Here is a 17,216-nt window from a genome sequence, read left to right on the forward strand (position 1 = left end):
CGGCCGGATGTCGGAGGATTCGGCGCAGATCCTCCGACATCGGCGCGAATCTCCGACGACGGCGCGTGCCGGATGCGCCCGTCCGGCGCGACGTCGGCGTGAATCTCCGACCGAGCGCGCATCGTGCCACAATGGACTCCGGCGTGCCCGGGCCGCCGCTTCTCCTCGTGCGATCCACGGCGGGGACGAGACCGCCGGGCCTCTGGACAGCGTCCGCCGCCCCCTTCACTGAGGAGCGAAAATGTCCACGCACCACACCGATTCGTCCAGCGCCCCCGCCACCGAGCGCGTCGCGCAGCACCGCCGGTACCTGATGTGCCGCCCGGAGCACTTCACCGTCAGCTACACCATCAACCCCTGGATGGAGCCGGCGAAGCCCACCGACACGGCCAAGGCCGTGCGGCAGTGGCAGGCGCTGTACGACACCTACATCGAGCTGGGTCACGAGGTCGAGCTGATCGATCCGCTCGAGGGTCTGCCCGACATGGTCTACACGGCCAACGGCGGATTCGTGATCGACGGCGTCGCCTACGGGGCGAAGTTCCGCTTCGATGAGCGCGTGCCCGAGGGGCCGGCCTTCATGGACTGGTTCGGGCAGAACGGGTTCGAGGTCGTCGCGCCGCGCGAGGTCAACGAGGGCGAGGGCGATTTCCTGCTCGTCGGCGACACCATCCTCGCCGGCACCGGCTTCCGCTCGACCGGCGACAGCCACGGCGAGGTCGGCGAGGTCTTCGGCCGCGAGGTCGTCTCGCTCAACCTGGTCGACCCGCGCTTCTACCACCTCGACACCGCGATCGCCGTGCTCGACCCGGTGCAGGGCCCCGGCGGCGTCGACCACGCGAACATCGCGTACCTGCCGGGCGCCTTCGACGAGCCCAGTCGCGCGATCCTCGCCGAGCGGTATCCGGATGCGATCCGCGTGTCCGACGAGGACGGCGCTGTCTTCGGTCTCAACTCTGCCTCCGACGGCCGGAACGTCATCATCTCGCCGCGCGCGAAGGGCTTCGAGACCCAGCTGCGCGAACGCGGCTATCACCCGGTGCTCGTCGACCTGTCCGAGCTGCTGCTCGGCGGCGGCGGCATCAAGTGCTGCACCCTCGAACTGCGATCCAAGGAAACGCCGGTATGACCCCCGCCACCTCGCCCAGCCTCGACACCGCCACCATCCGCGTCATCGGCGCGGAGGACGAGCACCTCGCCCACAACTACAACCCGCTGCCGGTCGTGATCTCGCGCGGCGAAGGCGTGTGGGTCACCGACGTCGAAGGCAAGCGTTACCTCGACCTGCTCTCGGCGTACTCCGCGCTGAACTTCGGACACCTGCACCCGGCGCTCGTCGCCGTCGCGCAGGAGCAGCTGCAGCGCCTGACCCTCACGAGCCGCGCCTACCACAACGATCAGCTCGTCGAGTTCTCGTCGGGCCTGGCGAAGCTGTGCCGGAAAGACCTCGTGCTGCCCATGAACACCGGCGCCGAGGCCGTCGAGACGGGAATCAAGGTCGCCCGCGCGTGGGCGTACCGGGTGAAGGGCGTCAAGACGGATGCCGCCCGCATCGTCGTCGCGGGCGGCAACTTCCACGGGCGCACCACGACCATCGTGGGCTTCAGCGACGACCCGGATGCGCACGACGCGTTCGGTCCGTACGGTCCCGGCTTCGTGCAGGTGCCCTTCGGCGACGCCGAGGCGATCGCGGCGGCGATCGATGAGAACACCGCGGCCGTCCTCATCGAGCCCATCCAGGGCGAGGCCGGCGTCGTCATCCCGCCGGAAGGGTTCCTCACCCGCGTGCGTGAGATCTGCACCGAGAAGAACGTGCTCTTCATCGCGGATGAGATCCAGTCCGGTCTCGGTCGCGTCGGCGAGACCTTCGCGTGCGACCGCGAGGGCGTCGTGCCCGACGTCTACCTGCTCGGCAAGGCGCTCGGCGGCGGCATCCTGCCCGTCTCGGCGGTCGTCGCCGACCGCGACGTGCTCGGGGTCATCAAGCCCGGCGAGCACGGCTCGACCTTCGGGGGCAACCCGCTCGCCGCCGCCGTCGGCGCCCGCGTGGTCGAGATGCTCGCCTCGGGGGAGTTCCAGACGCGCGCCAAGGCGCTCGGCGAGCACCTCGAGGCGAAGCTGCAGGGGCTGGTCGGGAACGGTGTCACCGCCGTGCGCGTGGCGGGCCTCTGGGCCGGCGTCGACATCGACCCGAGCGTCGGCAGCGGCCGCGAGGTGGCCGAGCGCCTGCTCGGGCGGGGTGTGCTGGTCAAGGACACGCACGGGTCGACGATCCGCATCGCCCCGCCGCTGACGATCCGCGCGACCGAGCTGGACTGGGCGATCGAGCAGCTGAAGGTCGTGCTCGCCGCCTGACGCGACCGACGACAACCCCATCACCCGCCGACACCGCGCCGCCCGCTGGGACTACGCCACCGACACCGGGACCTCGTGCCAGCCCGTGGCCCCGTCCGGGGCCGGTGGCGCCGACTCCGAGGTCTGGGTCTGGCCATCGGCGCTGATGGCGCGGCACCGCAGGGTGTGCTCGCCGGGCTCGGCGCTCCACGGCAGACTCCACTGCACCCACGTGTCGTCGGAGAACGCGGCGGCGAGCGTCGCGGGCTGCCAGTCGCCGTCGTCGATCTGCACCTCGACGCCGTCGACGCCGGTGTGGGGCTGCCAGGCCATTCCGGCGATGACCGTCTCGCCGGCGGAGAGCTGCCGGCCGCGCCGCGGAACGTCGATGCGGGACTGCAGCTTGATCGGCCCGCGCTCGGACCAGCCGCGATCCGTCCAGTAGGCAGTCGCCTCGTCGAACCGGGTGACCTCGAGGTCGACGACCCACTTCGTCGCCGACACGTAGCCGTACAGGCCCGGCACCACCATGCGCACCGGGAACCCGTGTTCCGGCGGCAGCGGCTCGTCGTTCATCGCGACCGCGAGGATCGCGTCGCGGTCGTCGGTGAGGGCCTCCAGGGGCGTGCCGGCGGTGAAACCGTCCGACGAGCGCGAGAGCACCATGTCGGCGTCGCCGGTGGGCTTCGCCCGCGCGAGCAGCTCGCGGATGGGGTAGCCCAGCCACCGGGCATTGCCGATGAGCGATCCGCCGACCTCGTTCGACACGCACGACAGTGTCACCGTCGTCTCCACCAGCGGCAGGGCGAGCAGCTCGTCCCACGTGAGCACGACCTCCTCCTCCACCAGGCCGTGGATGCGCAGCTCCCAGTCCGCGGGATCGATCGACGGCACGATGATGGCGGTGTCGATGCGGTAGAACTCCGCGTTCGGGGTCACCGCCGGCGCGAGGCCGTCGATGCCGAGCTCCGCCCCGGCAGGTACCGGGGGAGCAGTCGTCGCCGGTGACGGGAGGACGAGGGCATCGCGCACCGTCGTGATCGCACGGGATCCGGCCCGTGCGGCGTTGCCCGCCGCGACGGCGAGGGCCCCGCCGACCGCGGCGACGGCCGTCCAGGCGAAGAAGGCCCGGCGATTCGGCAGCTCGGGGGCGGTGTCGGCGCCTCTGCGCGGCGGCTTCGGGCGCAGCATCCCGACCAGCACGTGCAGCGTGCCGCCGGCGACGGCACCGGCCAGGATGCCGGGGAGGAAAGGCAGCGGGTCGCCCGTGTCGCTGAGAAGGGCGGTGATCGCCGCGACCGCACCGAGGGCGACCGCGATGACCGCTCCGGCGGGCGGGCGCCGGAGCTCCGCCCACCCCGCCCACGCCGCCACGACCGCGAGCACGAGGGCGATGCCCACGGTGAGGGCGACCTTGTCGGCCGGGCCGAACCAGTCGATCGCGAGGTCTTTCGCCCAGGCGGGGGCGGCGTCGATCAGGGCGCCGCCGACGACCGCGAAGGGGCTCGACGACGGGGCGACGAGTGCCGCGGCGAGTTCCGCGGCGCCGGCCCCGGCGCTCGCGGCGGCCACGCCGCCCAGAGCTGCGGCCCACCCCGCACCGCGTGTCAGCCTCGACTCGGTCGTCACCCGTTCAGGCTACGCCGCGGGGTGACGGGGTGATGGTGTGAATCGGTGACGATCCCGTGACGGCCGGTCCGGTCGCCTGTCAGCACGCGAGGCCGTCGTCAAGCCCCCGGGGGAAACAACGCGGCAACACGCCGCGGGCTAGGGTGAAGCCCATGGGAGATCTCTTCGACGGCTACGGGTCCACCCAGACGCCCCGGCGGACGCCCTCGGGGGTTCCGGCGTTCGACGAGATGTTCGGCGACGTGACCACCTCCGGTCCGCCCTCCCGATCGCGCGACGCCTACCGCGAGCTGCACCACGCGCTCGCGCAGATGACCCAGGAGGAGCTTCGCGGGCGCACCGAGTCGCTCGCCACCTCCTATCTCGCGCAGGGCGTGACCTTCGACTTCGCCGGGGAAGAGCGTCCGTTCCCGCTGGATGCGGTCCCGCGCGTGATCGACTACGACGAGTGGTCGAAGACCGAGGCTGGCATCAAGCAGCGCGTGCGCGCGCTCGAAGCGTTCCTCGATGACGCGTACGGGCACCAGCACTGCGTGCGCGACGGTGTGCTGCCGGCCGGTCTCATCGCCTCGTCGCAGTACTTCTACCGGCAGGCGGCGGGCATCCACTCCGCGAACGGCGTGCGCATCCAGGTGTCGGGCATCGACCTGATCCGCGACGAGCACGGTGAGATGCGCGTGCTCGAAGACAACGTGCGCGTGCCCTCGGGCGTCAGCTACGTCATCTCGAACCGTCGCGTGATGGCCCAGACCCTTCCCGAGCTGTTCGTGTCGATGCGGGTGCGGCCGGTCGGCGACTACCCGAACAAGCTGCTGGCGGCGCTGCGCGCATCCGCCCCACCCGGAGTGGAGGAGCCCAACGTCGTCGTGCTCACCCCGGGTGTGTACAACTCGGCGTACTTCGAGCACACGCTGCTCGCCCGCCTCATGGGCGTCGAACTCGTCGAGGGGCGCGACCTGCTGTGCATGGGCGGCAAGGTGTTCATGCGCACCACCCGCGGCCCGAAGCGCGTCGACGTGATCTACCGCCGGGTCGACGACGACTTCCTCGATCCGCTGCAGTTCCGCGCCGACTCGATGCTGGGCGCACCCGGCCTCATGCTCGCGGCGCGGCTGGGCAATGTCACGATCGCCAACGCCGTCGGCAACGGCGTCGCCGACGACAAGCTGCTCTACACCTACGTGCCCGACCTGGTGCGCTACTACCTGGCGGAGGAGCCCATCCTCAAGAACGTCGACACGTGGCGGCTCGAGGAGCCCGACGCTCTCGAGGAGGTGCTCGACAGGCTCGACGAACTCGTCGTGAAGCCGGTCGACGGATCGGGCGGCAAGGGCCTCGTCGTCGGACCCGACGCCTCGCCGAGCGAACTCGACACGCTCCGCACGCGGTTGCGAGCGGATCCGCGCGGATGGATCGCCCAGCCTGTCGTGATGCTGTCGACCATCCCGACCCTCGTCGAAGACGGGATGCGCCCGCGTCACGCCGACCTGCGTCCGTTCGCGGTCAACGACGGCGAGGACATCTGGGTGCTTCCGGGAGGCCTGACGCGCGTCGCCCTCCCCGAGGGACAGCTCGTGGTCAACTCCAGCCAGGGCGGCGGATCGAAGGACACGTGGGTCGTCGGCGGTTCGGCTCCGGCTCACGTCGAGTACGGGCAGGGCAGCGGCATGGGCGGACTGGTCGCCGACCAGGCCGCCGTGACGCAGTCGATCCCGATCATCTACGAAGACCACGACGAGCCCGACACGGCTCCGCAGGATCGCCCGCGTTCGCGCACCGAACAGGCCGAGCAGCAGCAGCAGACGAGCGTTTCGTCTCGCTCCGCTCGCTCAACGACCGGGGCTGGCGGGGGTCCGGTCGTCGGGCGAGGAGGGCAGCGACGAGACGATACGCGCGACGGAGGTGACGTCCGATGCTGAGTCGCATCGCAGAATCACTGTTCTGGATCGGGCGGTACATCGAGCGCAGCGACGGCACGGCGCGCATCCTCGAGGTGCACCTGCAGCTGCTGCTGGAGGATCCCTGGATCGACGAGGACACCGCGTGCCGGTCGCTGCTGAACGTCATGGGGTCTCTGCCGTCCGACACGACGACTCCCGTCACCCGCGACGATGTGCTGCAGCGTCTCGCGATCGACCGGATGAACCCCGCCTCGGTGGCCTACTCGCTAGGCGCCGCGCGCGAGAACGCCCGCCGTGCCCGCGAGATCGTCTCGAGCGAGCTGTGGGAGACGCTGAACACCACCAACTCCCGCATGCCGCGTCGGCTGCAGACCGACAAGGCCCACGACTTCTTCCAGTGGGTGCGTGAGCGCGCGTCGCTGGCCGTCGGGAGCGTCGACTCGTCGACCAGCCGAGACGAAGCGTGGCAGTTCTTCACGCTGGGCCGCAGCATCGAGCGCACCGACATGACCGCCCGGATGCTCGCCACCCGCTCGCTGACCGAAGCATCCGGTCCGTCGTGGACGACCATCCTGCGCTCGTGCGGCGCGTACGAGGCGTACCTCCGCACGTACCGCGGCATGCCGAGTGCCAGCAACGCGGCCGAGTTCCTGCTGCTGGACCGCCTGTTTCCCCGCTCGATCATCTTCTCCATCCAGCAGGCCGAGGAGTGCATGAGCGCGATCGATCCGCGTGCTGACCGGGTCGGGCATTCCAACCCGGTGCTGCGCGCGCTGGGGCGCATCCGGAACGACCTGGAGTACCGGCCGGTGAGCGAGATCCTGAGTGAGCTGCCGCTGCACATGGATCGTGTGCAGCGGGTGACCCGCGAGGCGTCCGAGGCGATCCGCAGTCGCTTCTTCCCGACGCACGCCGAGCCGAGCTGGATCGGGGAGACGTCATGAAGAGACTCCGCATCGAACACGAGACCGGCTTCTCCTACCCGGGCGATGTCTCGGCGTCGTACAACGAAGCGCGCATGCTGCCGGGATCGACCGACAGCCAGTTCGTGCTCAGTTCGTCGCTCGACATCGATCCGTCGACCTCGGTCAACCAGTACGTCGATTACTTCGGAACGCGTGTCGCGGCGTTCGACGTGCTGTCGCCGCACGGTGCGCTCACCATCACCGCTCGGTCGCTCGTCGAGGTGCGCGAGCGGCCGATCGAGCATCCCGACATCACGTGGGACGACCTGAAGCGGTCCACGAGCCGTTCCATCGAGACCGTCGAGCAGCTCACGCAGACGCGACGCACGATGCCGCATCCCGAGGTGGCGAGGCTCGCCGAGGGCATCGCCCAGCAGCACGAGAATCCGAGCGAGGCGGCGCACGCGATCGCGGTGGCCGTCGGTGACGCCGTCGAGTACATGAGCGGCATCACGAGCGTGCTCTCGACCGCGAGCGAGGCCTGGGAGGCGCGCAAGGGCGTGTGCCAGGACATCGCGCACATCACCCTCGGGGCACTGCGCTCGGTCGGGATCCCCGCCCGATACGTGTCGGGCTACCTGCACCCGCGGCCGAACGCCGACGTCGGCGAGCCGGTGACGGGTGAGTCTCACGCGTGGGTGGAGTGGTACGCCGACCAGTGGCAGGGGTTCGACCCGACCAACAACATCGAGATCGGCGACCGGCACGTGCTCGTGGGCCGGGGTCGGGACTACAACGACGTCCCCCCGCTCCGCGGCGTCTATGCCGGCCCGTTCAAGAGCCAGCTGCACGTGAAGGTGACGATCACCCGCGAGTCCTGACCGCATCCGGCACCGTCGCGTGCGGGCGTCGGCGCCGCGCGCCCGCCCCGATGTCGGAAATCGGCGTCGATGTCGGAGGATTCAGCGCGGATTCTCCGACATCGGGTCGATGCTCCGACATCCGGGTGATGATCGGGGAGTGGACCACGACGCGAATCCGAGAGGCGGGATGCTCGTCGGCGTCTACCGGGCCGACGGTGGTCCGCTCGGGGAGCTGCGGTATGTGATCGGGCACATGCTCGGCACCGCGCACTGTGCACTCTGCGACATCACGCACACATGGCGGCGCAAGCCCGAGTGGGATGCGATGGTCGAGCGATTGGACGTGTCCATCGACCTGCGTCACCTGAACGAGATGGACGACGACGTCGCCGCCGCGGTCGCCGAGTACGGCGCGCCCGCGGTCTTCAGGCGAGCTGAAAACGGCCTCACTCTGCTTCTGGATGCGCACGAGCTCGACGCGGTCGGCGGATCGGTTGCCGGCTTCGAGCAGGCCCTCCGCGCCAAGGGCGTCGGCTGACCTCGCGGACGTCGGAGATTCGTGCCGATGTCGGAGAATTCGGGCGTCGATCCTCCGACCTCAGGCCGATTCTCCGACCTCGGCGTGGGTGGCGGGAGGCGCGGGGCTACGGATGGGTCGGGCTGCGGGAGGGGAGGCGCGGGGTAGAGGGGCGGGTGGATGCGCGGATCACGCCGACGGGGGAGCGGCGGTGGAGCGACGCGCCTCCAGACGCGGTTGGAAGACCACGTTGTGTTCGGGCGTGCGTCCTTCGATCAGCGCGTGGAGCCGGCTCCAGGCCAGTCCGCCGAGGATCTCGTGGGGCACGGATGCGGTGGTGAGGGTCGGGGTCATGAAGCGGGCGAACGGGATGTCGTCGAAGCCCGTCACCGAGATGTCGTCGGGTACCCGCAGACCACGTTCGCCCAGGCCGTGGACGACGCCGAGGCCGACGAGGTCGTTGAACGCGATGGCGGCCGTCGCGCGGGTTTTCACGAGCGCGTCGACCGCATCCATCCCGCTCGTGCTGGTTGCTCCGCCGGGAACGCGCTGCAGGGAAACGCCCTCGACGCTGCGCACGAAATCCTCCAGGCCGCGAAGGCGATTGTGGTTCGCGGAACCCTCGGGGCCCTCGATGTAGGCCAGGCGGCGGTGGCCCAGGGTGTAGAGGTGGCGCGCGATGTTCTCGAACCCGGTCCGCGAGTCCGCTGACAGCGTCGGCGCGTCGATGACGGTATTGGACCGGTTCGTCAGCACGACCGGGGCCAGATCCCGCACGGTCTGCGCGAGGGTGTCGTCTTCCATGCGAGGCGCGCACAGCACCAACGCGTCGCATCGGCGACGGATCTCCCCCGCGAGCAGCGGCTCGTCGTCGATGGATTCCGCGGAGTCGGCCACCAGCACGCGATAGCCGTCGTCTCCGGCAGCGAGGCTGAGGCCGGTGAGCACCGCCTGAAACACCGGGTTGGCCAGGTCGGGAACGAGAAAGCCGACCGCGCTCGTCTTGCCGCGGGCGAAACTGCGCGCCAGGTGATTCGGGGTGTAGCTGAGTTCGGTCGCGGCCGACCGGACGCGGTGCGCCGTCTCGACGTTCCCCCGGAACTGGTCGTTGAACACGCGGGACACGGTCGCGGGAGACACCCCGGCCCGTCGGGCGACGTCGGTGATCGTCACGGCGAGTCGGTCATTGCTCACGGGGCACCATCCTTCGGCACGCTGAATGGGAGACTACTTGATTCCGGATGTCGCGAATCCCTTGATCAGGTAGCGCTGACCGACGAGGAACACGATGAACAGGGGAACCAGAGAGACGACGGACATGGCGAACATCGATCCGTAATCCGAGGTCGACTGCGCGTCGATGAAGCCCTTCAGCGCGACCGACGCCGGGAAGGTCTCGGGGAGCCGGAGATAGATCAGCGGTGAGAAGAAGTCGCTCCAGGTCCAGATGAACGTGAAGATCGTCGCGGTCGCCAGAGCCGGCACCATGAGCGGGAGGGTGATCTGCAGGAACTGGCGGGCGTGACCGGCGCCGTCCAGACGGGCGGCTTCGAAGATCTCGTTGGGAAGAGCGCGGATGAACTGCACCATCAGGAAGATGAAGAAGGCGTCGACGGCGAGGAACTTCGGCACGATCAGCGGCAGGAAGGTGTTGAGCCAGCCGAGCTCCTTGAAGATCGTGAACTGCGGAACGAGCACCACCTGGAAGGGCAGCATGATCGTGGCGAGCATGATGGCGAACAGGAGCGTGCGGCCGACGAACCGCAGACGGGCGAAGGCGTACGCGGCCAGCGAGCACGAGATCAGGTTTCCGATGATCGCACCCAGGGCGATCACGGTCGAGTTGACCAGGAAGATGCCGAACGGGAACTGAAGGTCGTTCCACCCGTTCGTGTAGTTCTCGAACGTGATGTCGGTGGGGAAGATCGTCAGGTCGCGGAAGATGTCGTCGTTCGGCTTGAAGCTCGATGCCACCAGCCACAGCAGCGGGTAGATCATTGTGATCGACAGCACGATGAGGCCGACGTGTTTGAAGATCGCCGACACCAGGCGTCGGGAGCGGAAGGACGAGGAGTCGCGCACGCGCGGCGAACGGGAGCGGTCGGTGCGGCCGGTCGTGATCAGCTCGGTTTCAGTCATCGTAGAACACCCAGAATTTCGAGAGCCAGAAGTTGAATGCGGTGAAGGCCGCGATCACGACCAGGAGGAACCATGCCATCGCCGAGGCGTAGCCCATGTCGTACTCGAGGAAGCCGACGCGATACAGCAGCAGGGTGTACAGCATCGTCGAGTCGGCCGGGCCGCCGGTCCCGCCGGAGACGACGTACGCCTGCGTGAACGTCTGGAAGGCGAAGATCACCTGCAGCACGAGGTTGAAGAAGATGATCGGTGTGAGGAGCGGAAGGGTGATGCGGAAGAAGCGCTGCGGGCGGGATGCGCCGTCGACCGAAGCCGCCTCGTAGTACATGTCCGGGATCTGCCGCAGACCCGCCAGGAAGATCACCATCGGCGACCCGAACGTCCAGATGTGCAGGATGATGATCGTCCACAGCGCGTAGTCCGGGTGGCCGATCCACCCGGGAGCGTCGATACCGAAGATCGCCAGGAACGCGTTCACCAGGCCGTCCTTGCCGAAGACCTGGCGCCACAGGATGGCGATTGCGACCGATCCCCCCAGGAGGCTCGGCAGGTAGAAGATCGAACGGTAGAACGACAGTCCGCGCAGCCCCTTGTCGAGCAAGAGCGCCAGAGCAAGGGCGAGTCCGAGCTGCAACGGCACGCCGGCGAGCACGTAGGTGACCGTCACGCGGAAGGAGTTCCAGAACTCGGGGTCCTGGATCATCTTCGTGTAGTTCTCGAGACCGATGAAGTCGGGCGGGCTCTGGATGGGCGACTGCAGCAGGTTGTAGTCCGTGAAGGAGAACCACAGCGACCAGAGCATCGGCCCGAGGGTGAAGACGGTCAGGCCGATCAGCCAGGGCGACAGGAAGATGTACGCGGCGAGGTTGTCGCGTTTCTCCTTCGGGTGGGGCAGACCCGTCTCGTTCCGGTGGCGCCGGGTGCTGCGCGCGATGTCGCGCAGTTCACCGAGACTGCTCACGTCGACCTCCTTCGGCTGTGAAGAGTTCCATCGACTTCGATGGAGAAAGCGGTTTCACCGTTCGGAGGCCTTTCTACGGGCCGCGATGCGGTTTTGTCAAACGACGATCGGAAACATCCCCGAGATTCCGTTGACTCTTTGTTGTCCAAGATGCTAATTTGCGTGAAAACGATTTCTCGAGGCTCCCGCGTTTGCGGGTGATTCGGGGCACAGCACTCGGTGGAATGGTCCACCCGAACGGAAACGAGGCGCGAAGATGCGTAGACGACACACGGTTCCTGCACAGCTCGCCGCGGGAGCGGCCTGCGGTGCTCTCCTCCTTGCCGGCTGCTCGGCGTCCGATGACGGCGGCGGAGGCGGCGAGTTCGATCCCGACGAGGAGATCACCCTGGAGATCTCGTGGTGGGGTGACGACGATCGCGCCGCGCTCTTCGACGAGGTGATCGGGAACTTCATGGCGGAGTATCCGAACATCACCGTCGAGCAGACGCCCGTCGGCAGCCCTGACGACCTCTTCAACCGCCTTGCGACCGACTTCGGCGGCGGGGGGACGACGGCCCCGGACGTCTTCGCGCTCGGCGGCGCCAAGCCGCAGGAGTACGGCGAGGTGGGCGCGCTGCTGGACATGGGAACGGTCGCCGACATCGTCGAGGTGGACAAGTATCCCGAGGTGTCCACGACGAACGCGATCGTCGACGGCACCCTGTACGGGCTTCCCACCGGTGGAAACGCGACGGCGGCGTTCGTCAACGTCGACATCCTCGAGCAGGCCGGCATCGAGGTGCCCGATGCATCCTGGACCTGGGACGACTTCATCGAGATCGCCAACACCGTCGGGTCCGCTGGTCTGACGAATGACCAGGGGCAGCCGATCTACGGCGTCGATCTGCGCGTCCAGGACATCATCGGCACCTACGCCGGACAGGAGACCGAGCTCGGCCTCTACGACTGGGAGGGCAACCTCGCCGTCGACGCCGACGACATTGCCGGCTGGTACGAGAAGGAGCTCGAGCTCCTCGACGGTGGCGGGCTGCCGGACCCCACGATCGTGACCGCCAACTGGGCGCTTCCCCCGGACCAGCAGCTCTACACGCTGGGGCAGGCTGCCATCACGTTCGGGTACAGCAACCTCGCGGGTGCCTACTCCGGCGCCGGCGAGACCCTGGTGCTTCCTCCGCCGTCGGACACCGGCTCGAGCGGAGTCGCCCTCCTGCCCTCGGCGTTCTGGTCGATCAATGCGCAGACCGAGCACCCCGAAGCCGCGGCCATGCTGGTCAGCTGGTTCTTGAACGAGCCGTCCTCCGCCGAGCTCATTCTCGACACGCGCGGCGTGCCCTTCAATCCGGAGATGGCCGAGATCGTCACGCCCCTGCTCGAGGGGCCCTCGAAGGATGCGGCCGAGTACGTCGAGCTGACCCTGGACTCCGGCACCGTGGCCCCGCCGCAGCCGGCCGGCGGTGCGAACATGAACAAGTACAGCCAGGATGCCGAATCCGAGGTGCTGTTCGATCGGATGACGCCCCAGGAAGCCGCTGAGGACTGGGTCGCCAAGCTCTCGGCAGACCTGGAGGACTGACGCCGGCTCGGCCGGAACGTACGCATCGGTGGGCGGTCCTCTGGGGCCGCCCACCCCTCGTCGAGGGGAGTGCGTGATGACACCACGCGAAACCGCGCTCGCGCGCCTACGCCGGCGCGAATCGATCGATCAGGCGCCCGGCCTCGCCGCGGATCTGACCGCACAGGGGATCGGCTTCGCCGCAGTGGGCGGTGTCCTCGAGGAGCGATGGCGACAGGCGGTCGTCGAGCTCGACGGGTGCATCGGGCCGCTCGTCGAGGGGGGACCGGCGGTGCTCCGCGAGGGCGGCCCGTATCCGGGCAGCTGGATCGAGAGCACGGGTTCGATCAGTGCGGAAGTTCTGGCGCGGTTCGCGCCGGAGGTCGCGCAGAGCACGTTCGAGCAGTTCGCAACGGGGCAGCGCGACGACGGGCTCATCCCGTACAAGGTCACCGCCGACGGGACGGCGTTCAGCCAGATCCAGATCGTGACTCCCCTTGCGCGCAGCGTGTGGCATCACTACCTCCTGACGGGTCGCGACGGTCTCTTCCTTCGACGCATGTTCGACGCGATGGTGCGAAACGACGCGTGGCTCGCCCGCCATCGAGACACGCTCGGCACCGGCGGAGTGGAGGCGTTCTGCACCTTCGACACCGGGCACGATCTCTCACCGCGCTTCTGGTTCGCTCCCGACCGGTGCTTCGGCGGCGAGGCCTCGCGGGTCGATCCGGAGTCTCCGGTGGTGCCCGTCGTCGCGCCGGACCTCACGGCGAACGTGGCCTGCCAACGTCGCTATCTCGCGCTCATGGCCGAGGAGCTCGGGGAGGACGGCAGCGCCTGGTCGACCCGGTCGGACGAGTCGTATCGGGCGCTCTGGTCGGAGTGCTGGAACGCCGAGGACGCCACATTCTACGACCGCGACCGCGATGGCGAGCACGTCCGAGTCCTCTCCGACGTGCTGCTGCGCGTCTGGGCGAGCGAGGCCGGCGAGGATGAGGCGTTCGAGACCTCGCTCCGTCGGCACCTCATGAACACGCGCGGATTCCTTGCGCACTACGGCTTCACGTCGCTCGCGCTGTCCGATCCGCGCTTCGACCACGACTTCACCCGCAACTCCTGGGGTGGGCCGGTGAACTTCCTCACCCAGATCCGTGCCCCGCACGCGTTCGAGCGGCACGGGCATCACGCCGAGCTCGGGCTGGTGTCGGGCCGGATTCTGGAGGCGCTGGCACGCGCGGACCGGTTCCCCCAGTGCCTCGACCCGTGGTCCGGCGATGCGGGATACACCTCGTCTTACTCGCCCGCGATCCTCTGGCTTCTGGATGCGGTCGAGCGTTGGTTCGGGGTCCTTGTCCGACCTGACGGAGAGGTGTGGTTCTCGGGATTGATCCCCACGCGGATCGAGCACGGTCTCGCCCCGACGGCGGTCGCCGCCTCGCGCGCCGTCGGCGGCGACACCTTCGAGCTGGCCGGAGACGACGCCGCTGTGGTGCTCCATCGCAACGGCGCGGAATGGGCGAGCTTCCCACGCGGGCTGCGGTTGGTGTGGATGCCCGCGAAGGAAGCCTTCGAGATGGTCAACGTATCCACCGGTGTCGTGACCGGCCGGGTGCGCCTGCAGGGGATGAGCGCGATCGTCACGCTCCGTCCGAACGACCGGCTCTCGCTCTCGCCCGAGCAGTCACGGGCATCGGGCCCCGGCGTGGTCACGCCGCGACGCTGAGCTGCCGCTCACTCCGCGAGGTGTTCGCGCAGCAGATCGGTCAGCCCGCTGCGCTCGACCGTCTGCGTGAAGGCGAACGCGCGCGCGAGATCGGCGGCCTGCGTCGGATCGACGTCGGCGAAGACGGCGCCGAACTCTTCGGCGAGCGGCTCCGCGAAGAGGATGTGTCGCACGAGCACCGCGACGTGCGGCTGACGGCCCCAGGGCCAGGGCGCGAAGTCGGGGAACTCGCGGTCGAAGAGGGCGTCGATCGGGTCGAGCACGTCGCGGACCCCGGCATCCGATCCGCCCCACGAGTCTGCACCGAGTCGCGCCTTCTTCGCGCGCACATCAGCGGTGCGGACCATGTAGTCCGACGAGGAGTCCGCGTAGCGGAGTCCTTGCAGCCCGATGTCCTTGTAGGTCCACAGGGCCCAGCTCGCCCCGTGATCGCGATAGATGTCGAGCTGGTCGCGCAGCAGCTGAAGGCGCCACGGATCCTGTGACCTGTCGTCTGAGTACACGGGACCGAACTCGCCGATCCAGATCGGTGTGCCCGTGCGGCGCATGTACTCGGTCCGGCGCAGGAAGGTCTGCTCGACCACATCCCGATCGAAGTACTCGCCGCGCGTGATCCCGGGGTACTGGGTGGCGCTCGTGATGCCGGGGAGGGCGTAGTCGTGAGCGGTGTAGACGGCGTTCGGGAGTGGATCGGTGCGGTCGTCGAGGAACGAGAAATCGGTGGAGTACTTGTTGCCGTCGAGGAAGAGGATGTGGCGCTGATCGATGGCGCGAATGGCCCGCTCGAGGCGATCGTAGAAGGCCGGGAGGGCGACACCGGTCGGGTCGGACGGCTCGTTGATCGGGTTGTAGCCCGCGACCTCCGGCCGGTCCTTGTACCGGTCGGCGAGGGCCTCCCACAGGTGCACGACCCGGTCCTGGAAGTGAGGGTGATTCCAGAACTCCGCGATGTGGGTCGGGTTGTCGCTGTGCCAGTGCTGGTTCTGCCGACCCGGCAGGGCATGAAGGTCGATGATCGAGTACACGCCGTGGCGGGCGAGGGAGGAGACAACCCGGTCGAGTCGCGCGAACCCTTCCTCCTTGAGCTCGAACGGACGCGCGTCATCCTCGAAGTGCCGGTAGTTCACCGGGATGCGCACGGAGTTCATCCCCACCGAAGCGATGAACGCCGCGTCGGCGTCGTCGAAGAAGGCCGTGTAGAAGCTGTCGAAGAATGCCTCATAGGCGTCCGCGCCCATGCGCTCGCGCATCACGCGACGGATGTTCTCCTCGTTGCCGGGATAGCCCGTGATGAAGTTCTCCATGTTCATCCACCCGCCGAGGCCGACGCCGGTCAGCCGCACGGTCCGTCCGGTGTCGTCGACGATGCGGTCGCCGGAGACGGAGAGCCAGGGGAGGCGGGCCATTCAGCCCGTCATCGCGCATGCTCCCACCCTACAAGAAATCGCTTTCTCGCGTCGATGCAGCTCACCTTCGTCGGAGATTCGCGCCGATGTCGGAGGATGAGGCGTCGATTCTCCGACCTCGGGCCGATTCTCCGACATCGGGAGGGGTGGGGTGCGTGGCGGGATGGTGACGGCCTGGCGCGGTCGCAGGCTCAGGTCGGGTGGGTGTGCAGCGGTCAGGGGCGGGTGGGTTCCACGATGGCCTTGATCGTCGAGGGGTCCGCGGTAGATTCCAGGGCACGCGCGACCTCGCTGAGGCCGAAGGTTGCGGTGACCATCGCATCCAGGTCGACGTGTCCTCCGGCGACGAGCGCGATCGCGGTTGGCCAGGTGTTGGCATAGCGGAAGACCCCGGTGACGATCAGCTCCCGGTTCTGGATGATCGTGATCGGCAGGGGCATCTCGGAAAGGCCCATGCCCACCAGGACGACCCTTCCCCCGGGCCGTACCGCCGTGATGCCCTCGCGCACGGCGGAATCGGCACCGGACGCGTCGACGAAGGCGTCAACGGTCGACACCTCGGGCGGAGGCGTTGCGCGTGGATCGAGGACCACGTGCGCACCGAAGCGGAGCGCCGTCTGGCGCCGCTCCGGTGCGAGATCCGACACGATCACCTCGGTGACGCCGAACGCGCGCGCGACCTGAACCAGGGCGATGCCGATCGGACCCGAACCGGCGATCAGGACGCGCGCCCCGGGGGAGAAGCACGCCTTCCGTGCCGTGGCGATCGCTACCGACAGCGGTTCCATCAGAGCGGCCGCGTGATCGCTGACCGAGTCGGGGATGCGGTGCGCGAAGTGGCTCTGGATCGTCACATACTCCCGGAAGGCGCCGTCGGTTCCGGGCACGGCGTAGAACCTCATGTGCGGGTCGAGGTTGTAGTCACCGCGCAGCGTCTCGGGCGAGGAGGGTGAAGGATGCTGCGGTTCGATCGACACCCTCTCGCCGACGCGCCCCGGATCGGTCGCGTCGCCCACGGCGACGATGGTCCCGCCCGACTCGTGCCCGAGCACGAGGGGATCGCTCGCCTTCCAGTCCCCGAGATGGCCGTCCCGATAGAAGTGCACGTCGGATCCGCAGACCCCCACGGCGGAGACGCGTACGAGGACCTCATCCGAGCGCGGGACCGGGACCGGTCGGTTCTGCGTCTCGATGTGTTCCGGCCGGATGAGCACGCTCGCCCTCATCGATGCCGGCGGTGCGACGGGAAGCGTTCCTCCGCGTGCGGTGGGGGTGCTCATGCG

The 17,216-nt window shown here is 68.6% G+C and carries 14 protein-coding genes; 8 read left to right on the forward strand and 6 right to left on the reverse strand.

Features of this window, described 5'->3' with window-relative positions:
- Positions 1–241 precede the first annotated feature (241 nt).
- Both ddaH and rocD read left to right on the forward strand, forming a co-directional pair.
- The gene (gene ddaH / locus B3S45_RS05360) at positions 242–1,129 is read left to right on the forward strand and encodes a dimethylargininase (protein WP_071045033.1); all 888 of its coding nucleotides are present in this window, start codon (positions 242–244) and stop codon (positions 1,127–1,129) included.
- Positions 1,126–2,355 (forward strand): ornithine--oxo-acid transaminase, encoded by a 1,230-nt coding sequence (gene rocD, locus B3S45_RS05365; RefSeq protein WP_071045032.1) that lies wholly within the window; start codon positions 1,126–1,128, stop codon positions 2,353–2,355. Before ddaH ends, rocD begins: the two co-directional genes overlap by 4 nt.
- Positions 2,356–2,406: 51 nt before the next feature.
- Here the strand turns inward: rocD and B3S45_RS05370 are convergent, their stop codons facing one another.
- Positions 2,407–3,963 (reverse strand): molybdopterin-dependent oxidoreductase, encoded by a 1,557-nt coding sequence (locus B3S45_RS05370; protein ID WP_286717808.1) that lies wholly within the window; start codon positions 3,961–3,963, stop codon positions 2,407–2,409.
- A gap of 152 nt (positions 3,964–4,115) precedes the next feature.
- Between B3S45_RS05370 and B3S45_RS05375 the strand changes: the two genes are divergently transcribed.
- The 4 genes from B3S45_RS05375 (at position 4,116) to B3S45_RS05390 (ending at position 8,170) form a co-directional block, all read left to right on the forward strand.
- On the forward strand, positions 4,116–5,882 hold the full coding sequence (locus tag B3S45_RS05375; RefSeq protein WP_286717809.1) for a circularly permuted type 2 ATP-grasp protein: 1,767 nt from the start codon (positions 4,116–4,118) through the stop codon (positions 5,880–5,882).
- On the forward strand, positions 5,876–6,808 hold the full coding sequence (locus B3S45_RS05380) for an alpha-E domain-containing protein (RefSeq protein ID WP_071045031.1): 933 nt from the start codon (positions 5,876–5,878) through the stop codon (positions 6,806–6,808). The genes B3S45_RS05375 and B3S45_RS05380 overlap by 7 nt, the downstream gene beginning before the upstream one ends.
- Positions 6,805–7,650, forward strand: a complete 846-nt coding sequence (locus B3S45_RS05385; RefSeq protein ID WP_071045030.1) for a transglutaminase family protein — start codon at positions 6,805–6,807, stop codon at positions 7,648–7,650. The genes B3S45_RS05380 and B3S45_RS05385 overlap by 4 nt, the downstream gene beginning before the upstream one ends.
- Before the next feature lie 139 nt (positions 7,651–7,789).
- A complete protein-coding gene (locus tag B3S45_RS05390; RefSeq protein WP_071045029.1) occupies positions 7,790–8,170 on the forward strand; it encodes a hypothetical protein in 381 nt (126 codons plus the stop codon).
- 168 nt (positions 8,171–8,338) lie between these two features.
- On the opposite strand, the gene B3S45_RS05395 is transcribed toward B3S45_RS05390, so the two are convergent.
- Genes B3S45_RS05395 through B3S45_RS05405 form a run of 3 tightly spaced genes read right to left on the reverse strand, consistent with a single transcriptional unit; the run spans position 8,339 to position 11,222 of the window.
- Positions 8,339–9,343: a LacI family DNA-binding transcriptional regulator gene (locus tag B3S45_RS05395; RefSeq protein WP_071045028.1), complete on the reverse strand. Its 1,005-nt coding sequence runs from the start codon at positions 9,341–9,343 to the stop codon at positions 8,339–8,341.
- A 33-nt stretch (positions 9,344–9,376) separates the two neighbouring features.
- Positions 9,377–10,288, reverse strand: a complete 912-nt coding sequence (locus B3S45_RS05400; protein WP_286717810.1) for a carbohydrate ABC transporter permease — start codon at positions 10,286–10,288, stop codon at positions 9,377–9,379.
- Positions 10,281–11,222: a carbohydrate ABC transporter permease gene (locus B3S45_RS05405; protein ID WP_071045048.1), complete on the reverse strand. Its 942-nt coding sequence runs from the start codon at positions 11,220–11,222 to the stop codon at positions 10,281–10,283. The genes B3S45_RS05400 and B3S45_RS05405 overlap by 8 nt, the downstream gene beginning before the upstream one ends.
- 283 nt (positions 11,223–11,505) lie before the next feature.
- Here B3S45_RS05405 and B3S45_RS05410 point away from each other — a divergent pair, with 283 nt between their 5' ends.
- Positions 11,506–12,825, forward strand: coding sequence for an ABC transporter substrate-binding protein (locus tag B3S45_RS05410; RefSeq protein WP_286717812.1), 1,320 nt, complete (start codon positions 11,506–11,508; stop codon positions 12,823–12,825).
- 76 nt (positions 12,826–12,901) lie between these two features.
- Positions 12,902–14,527, forward strand: coding sequence for an MGH1-like glycoside hydrolase domain-containing protein (locus B3S45_RS05415; RefSeq protein WP_071045025.1), 1,626 nt, complete (start codon positions 12,902–12,904; stop codon positions 14,525–14,527).
- Between the two features lie 8 nt (positions 14,528–14,535).
- On the opposite strand, the gene B3S45_RS05420 is transcribed toward B3S45_RS05415, so the two are convergent.
- Together B3S45_RS05420 and B3S45_RS05425 are read right to left on the reverse strand one after the other, a co-directional pair.
- Entirely contained in the window at positions 14,536–15,933 is a 1,398-nt protein-coding gene (locus B3S45_RS05420; protein WP_286717813.1) for a glycoside hydrolase family 5 protein, read from the reverse strand.
- A gap of 215 nt (positions 15,934–16,148) precedes the next feature.
- Positions 16,149–17,213 (reverse strand): NAD(P)-dependent alcohol dehydrogenase, encoded by a 1,065-nt coding sequence (locus tag B3S45_RS05425; RefSeq protein WP_286717819.1) that lies wholly within the window; start codon positions 17,211–17,213, stop codon positions 16,149–16,151.
- Positions 17,214–17,216: the final 3 nt, after the last annotated feature.

Source organism: Microbacterium sp. UBA1612 (assembly GCF_002321605.1).
GTDB classification, from domain to species: Bacteria; Actinomycetota; Actinomycetes; order Actinomycetales; family Microbacteriaceae; genus Microbacterium; species Microbacterium luteum.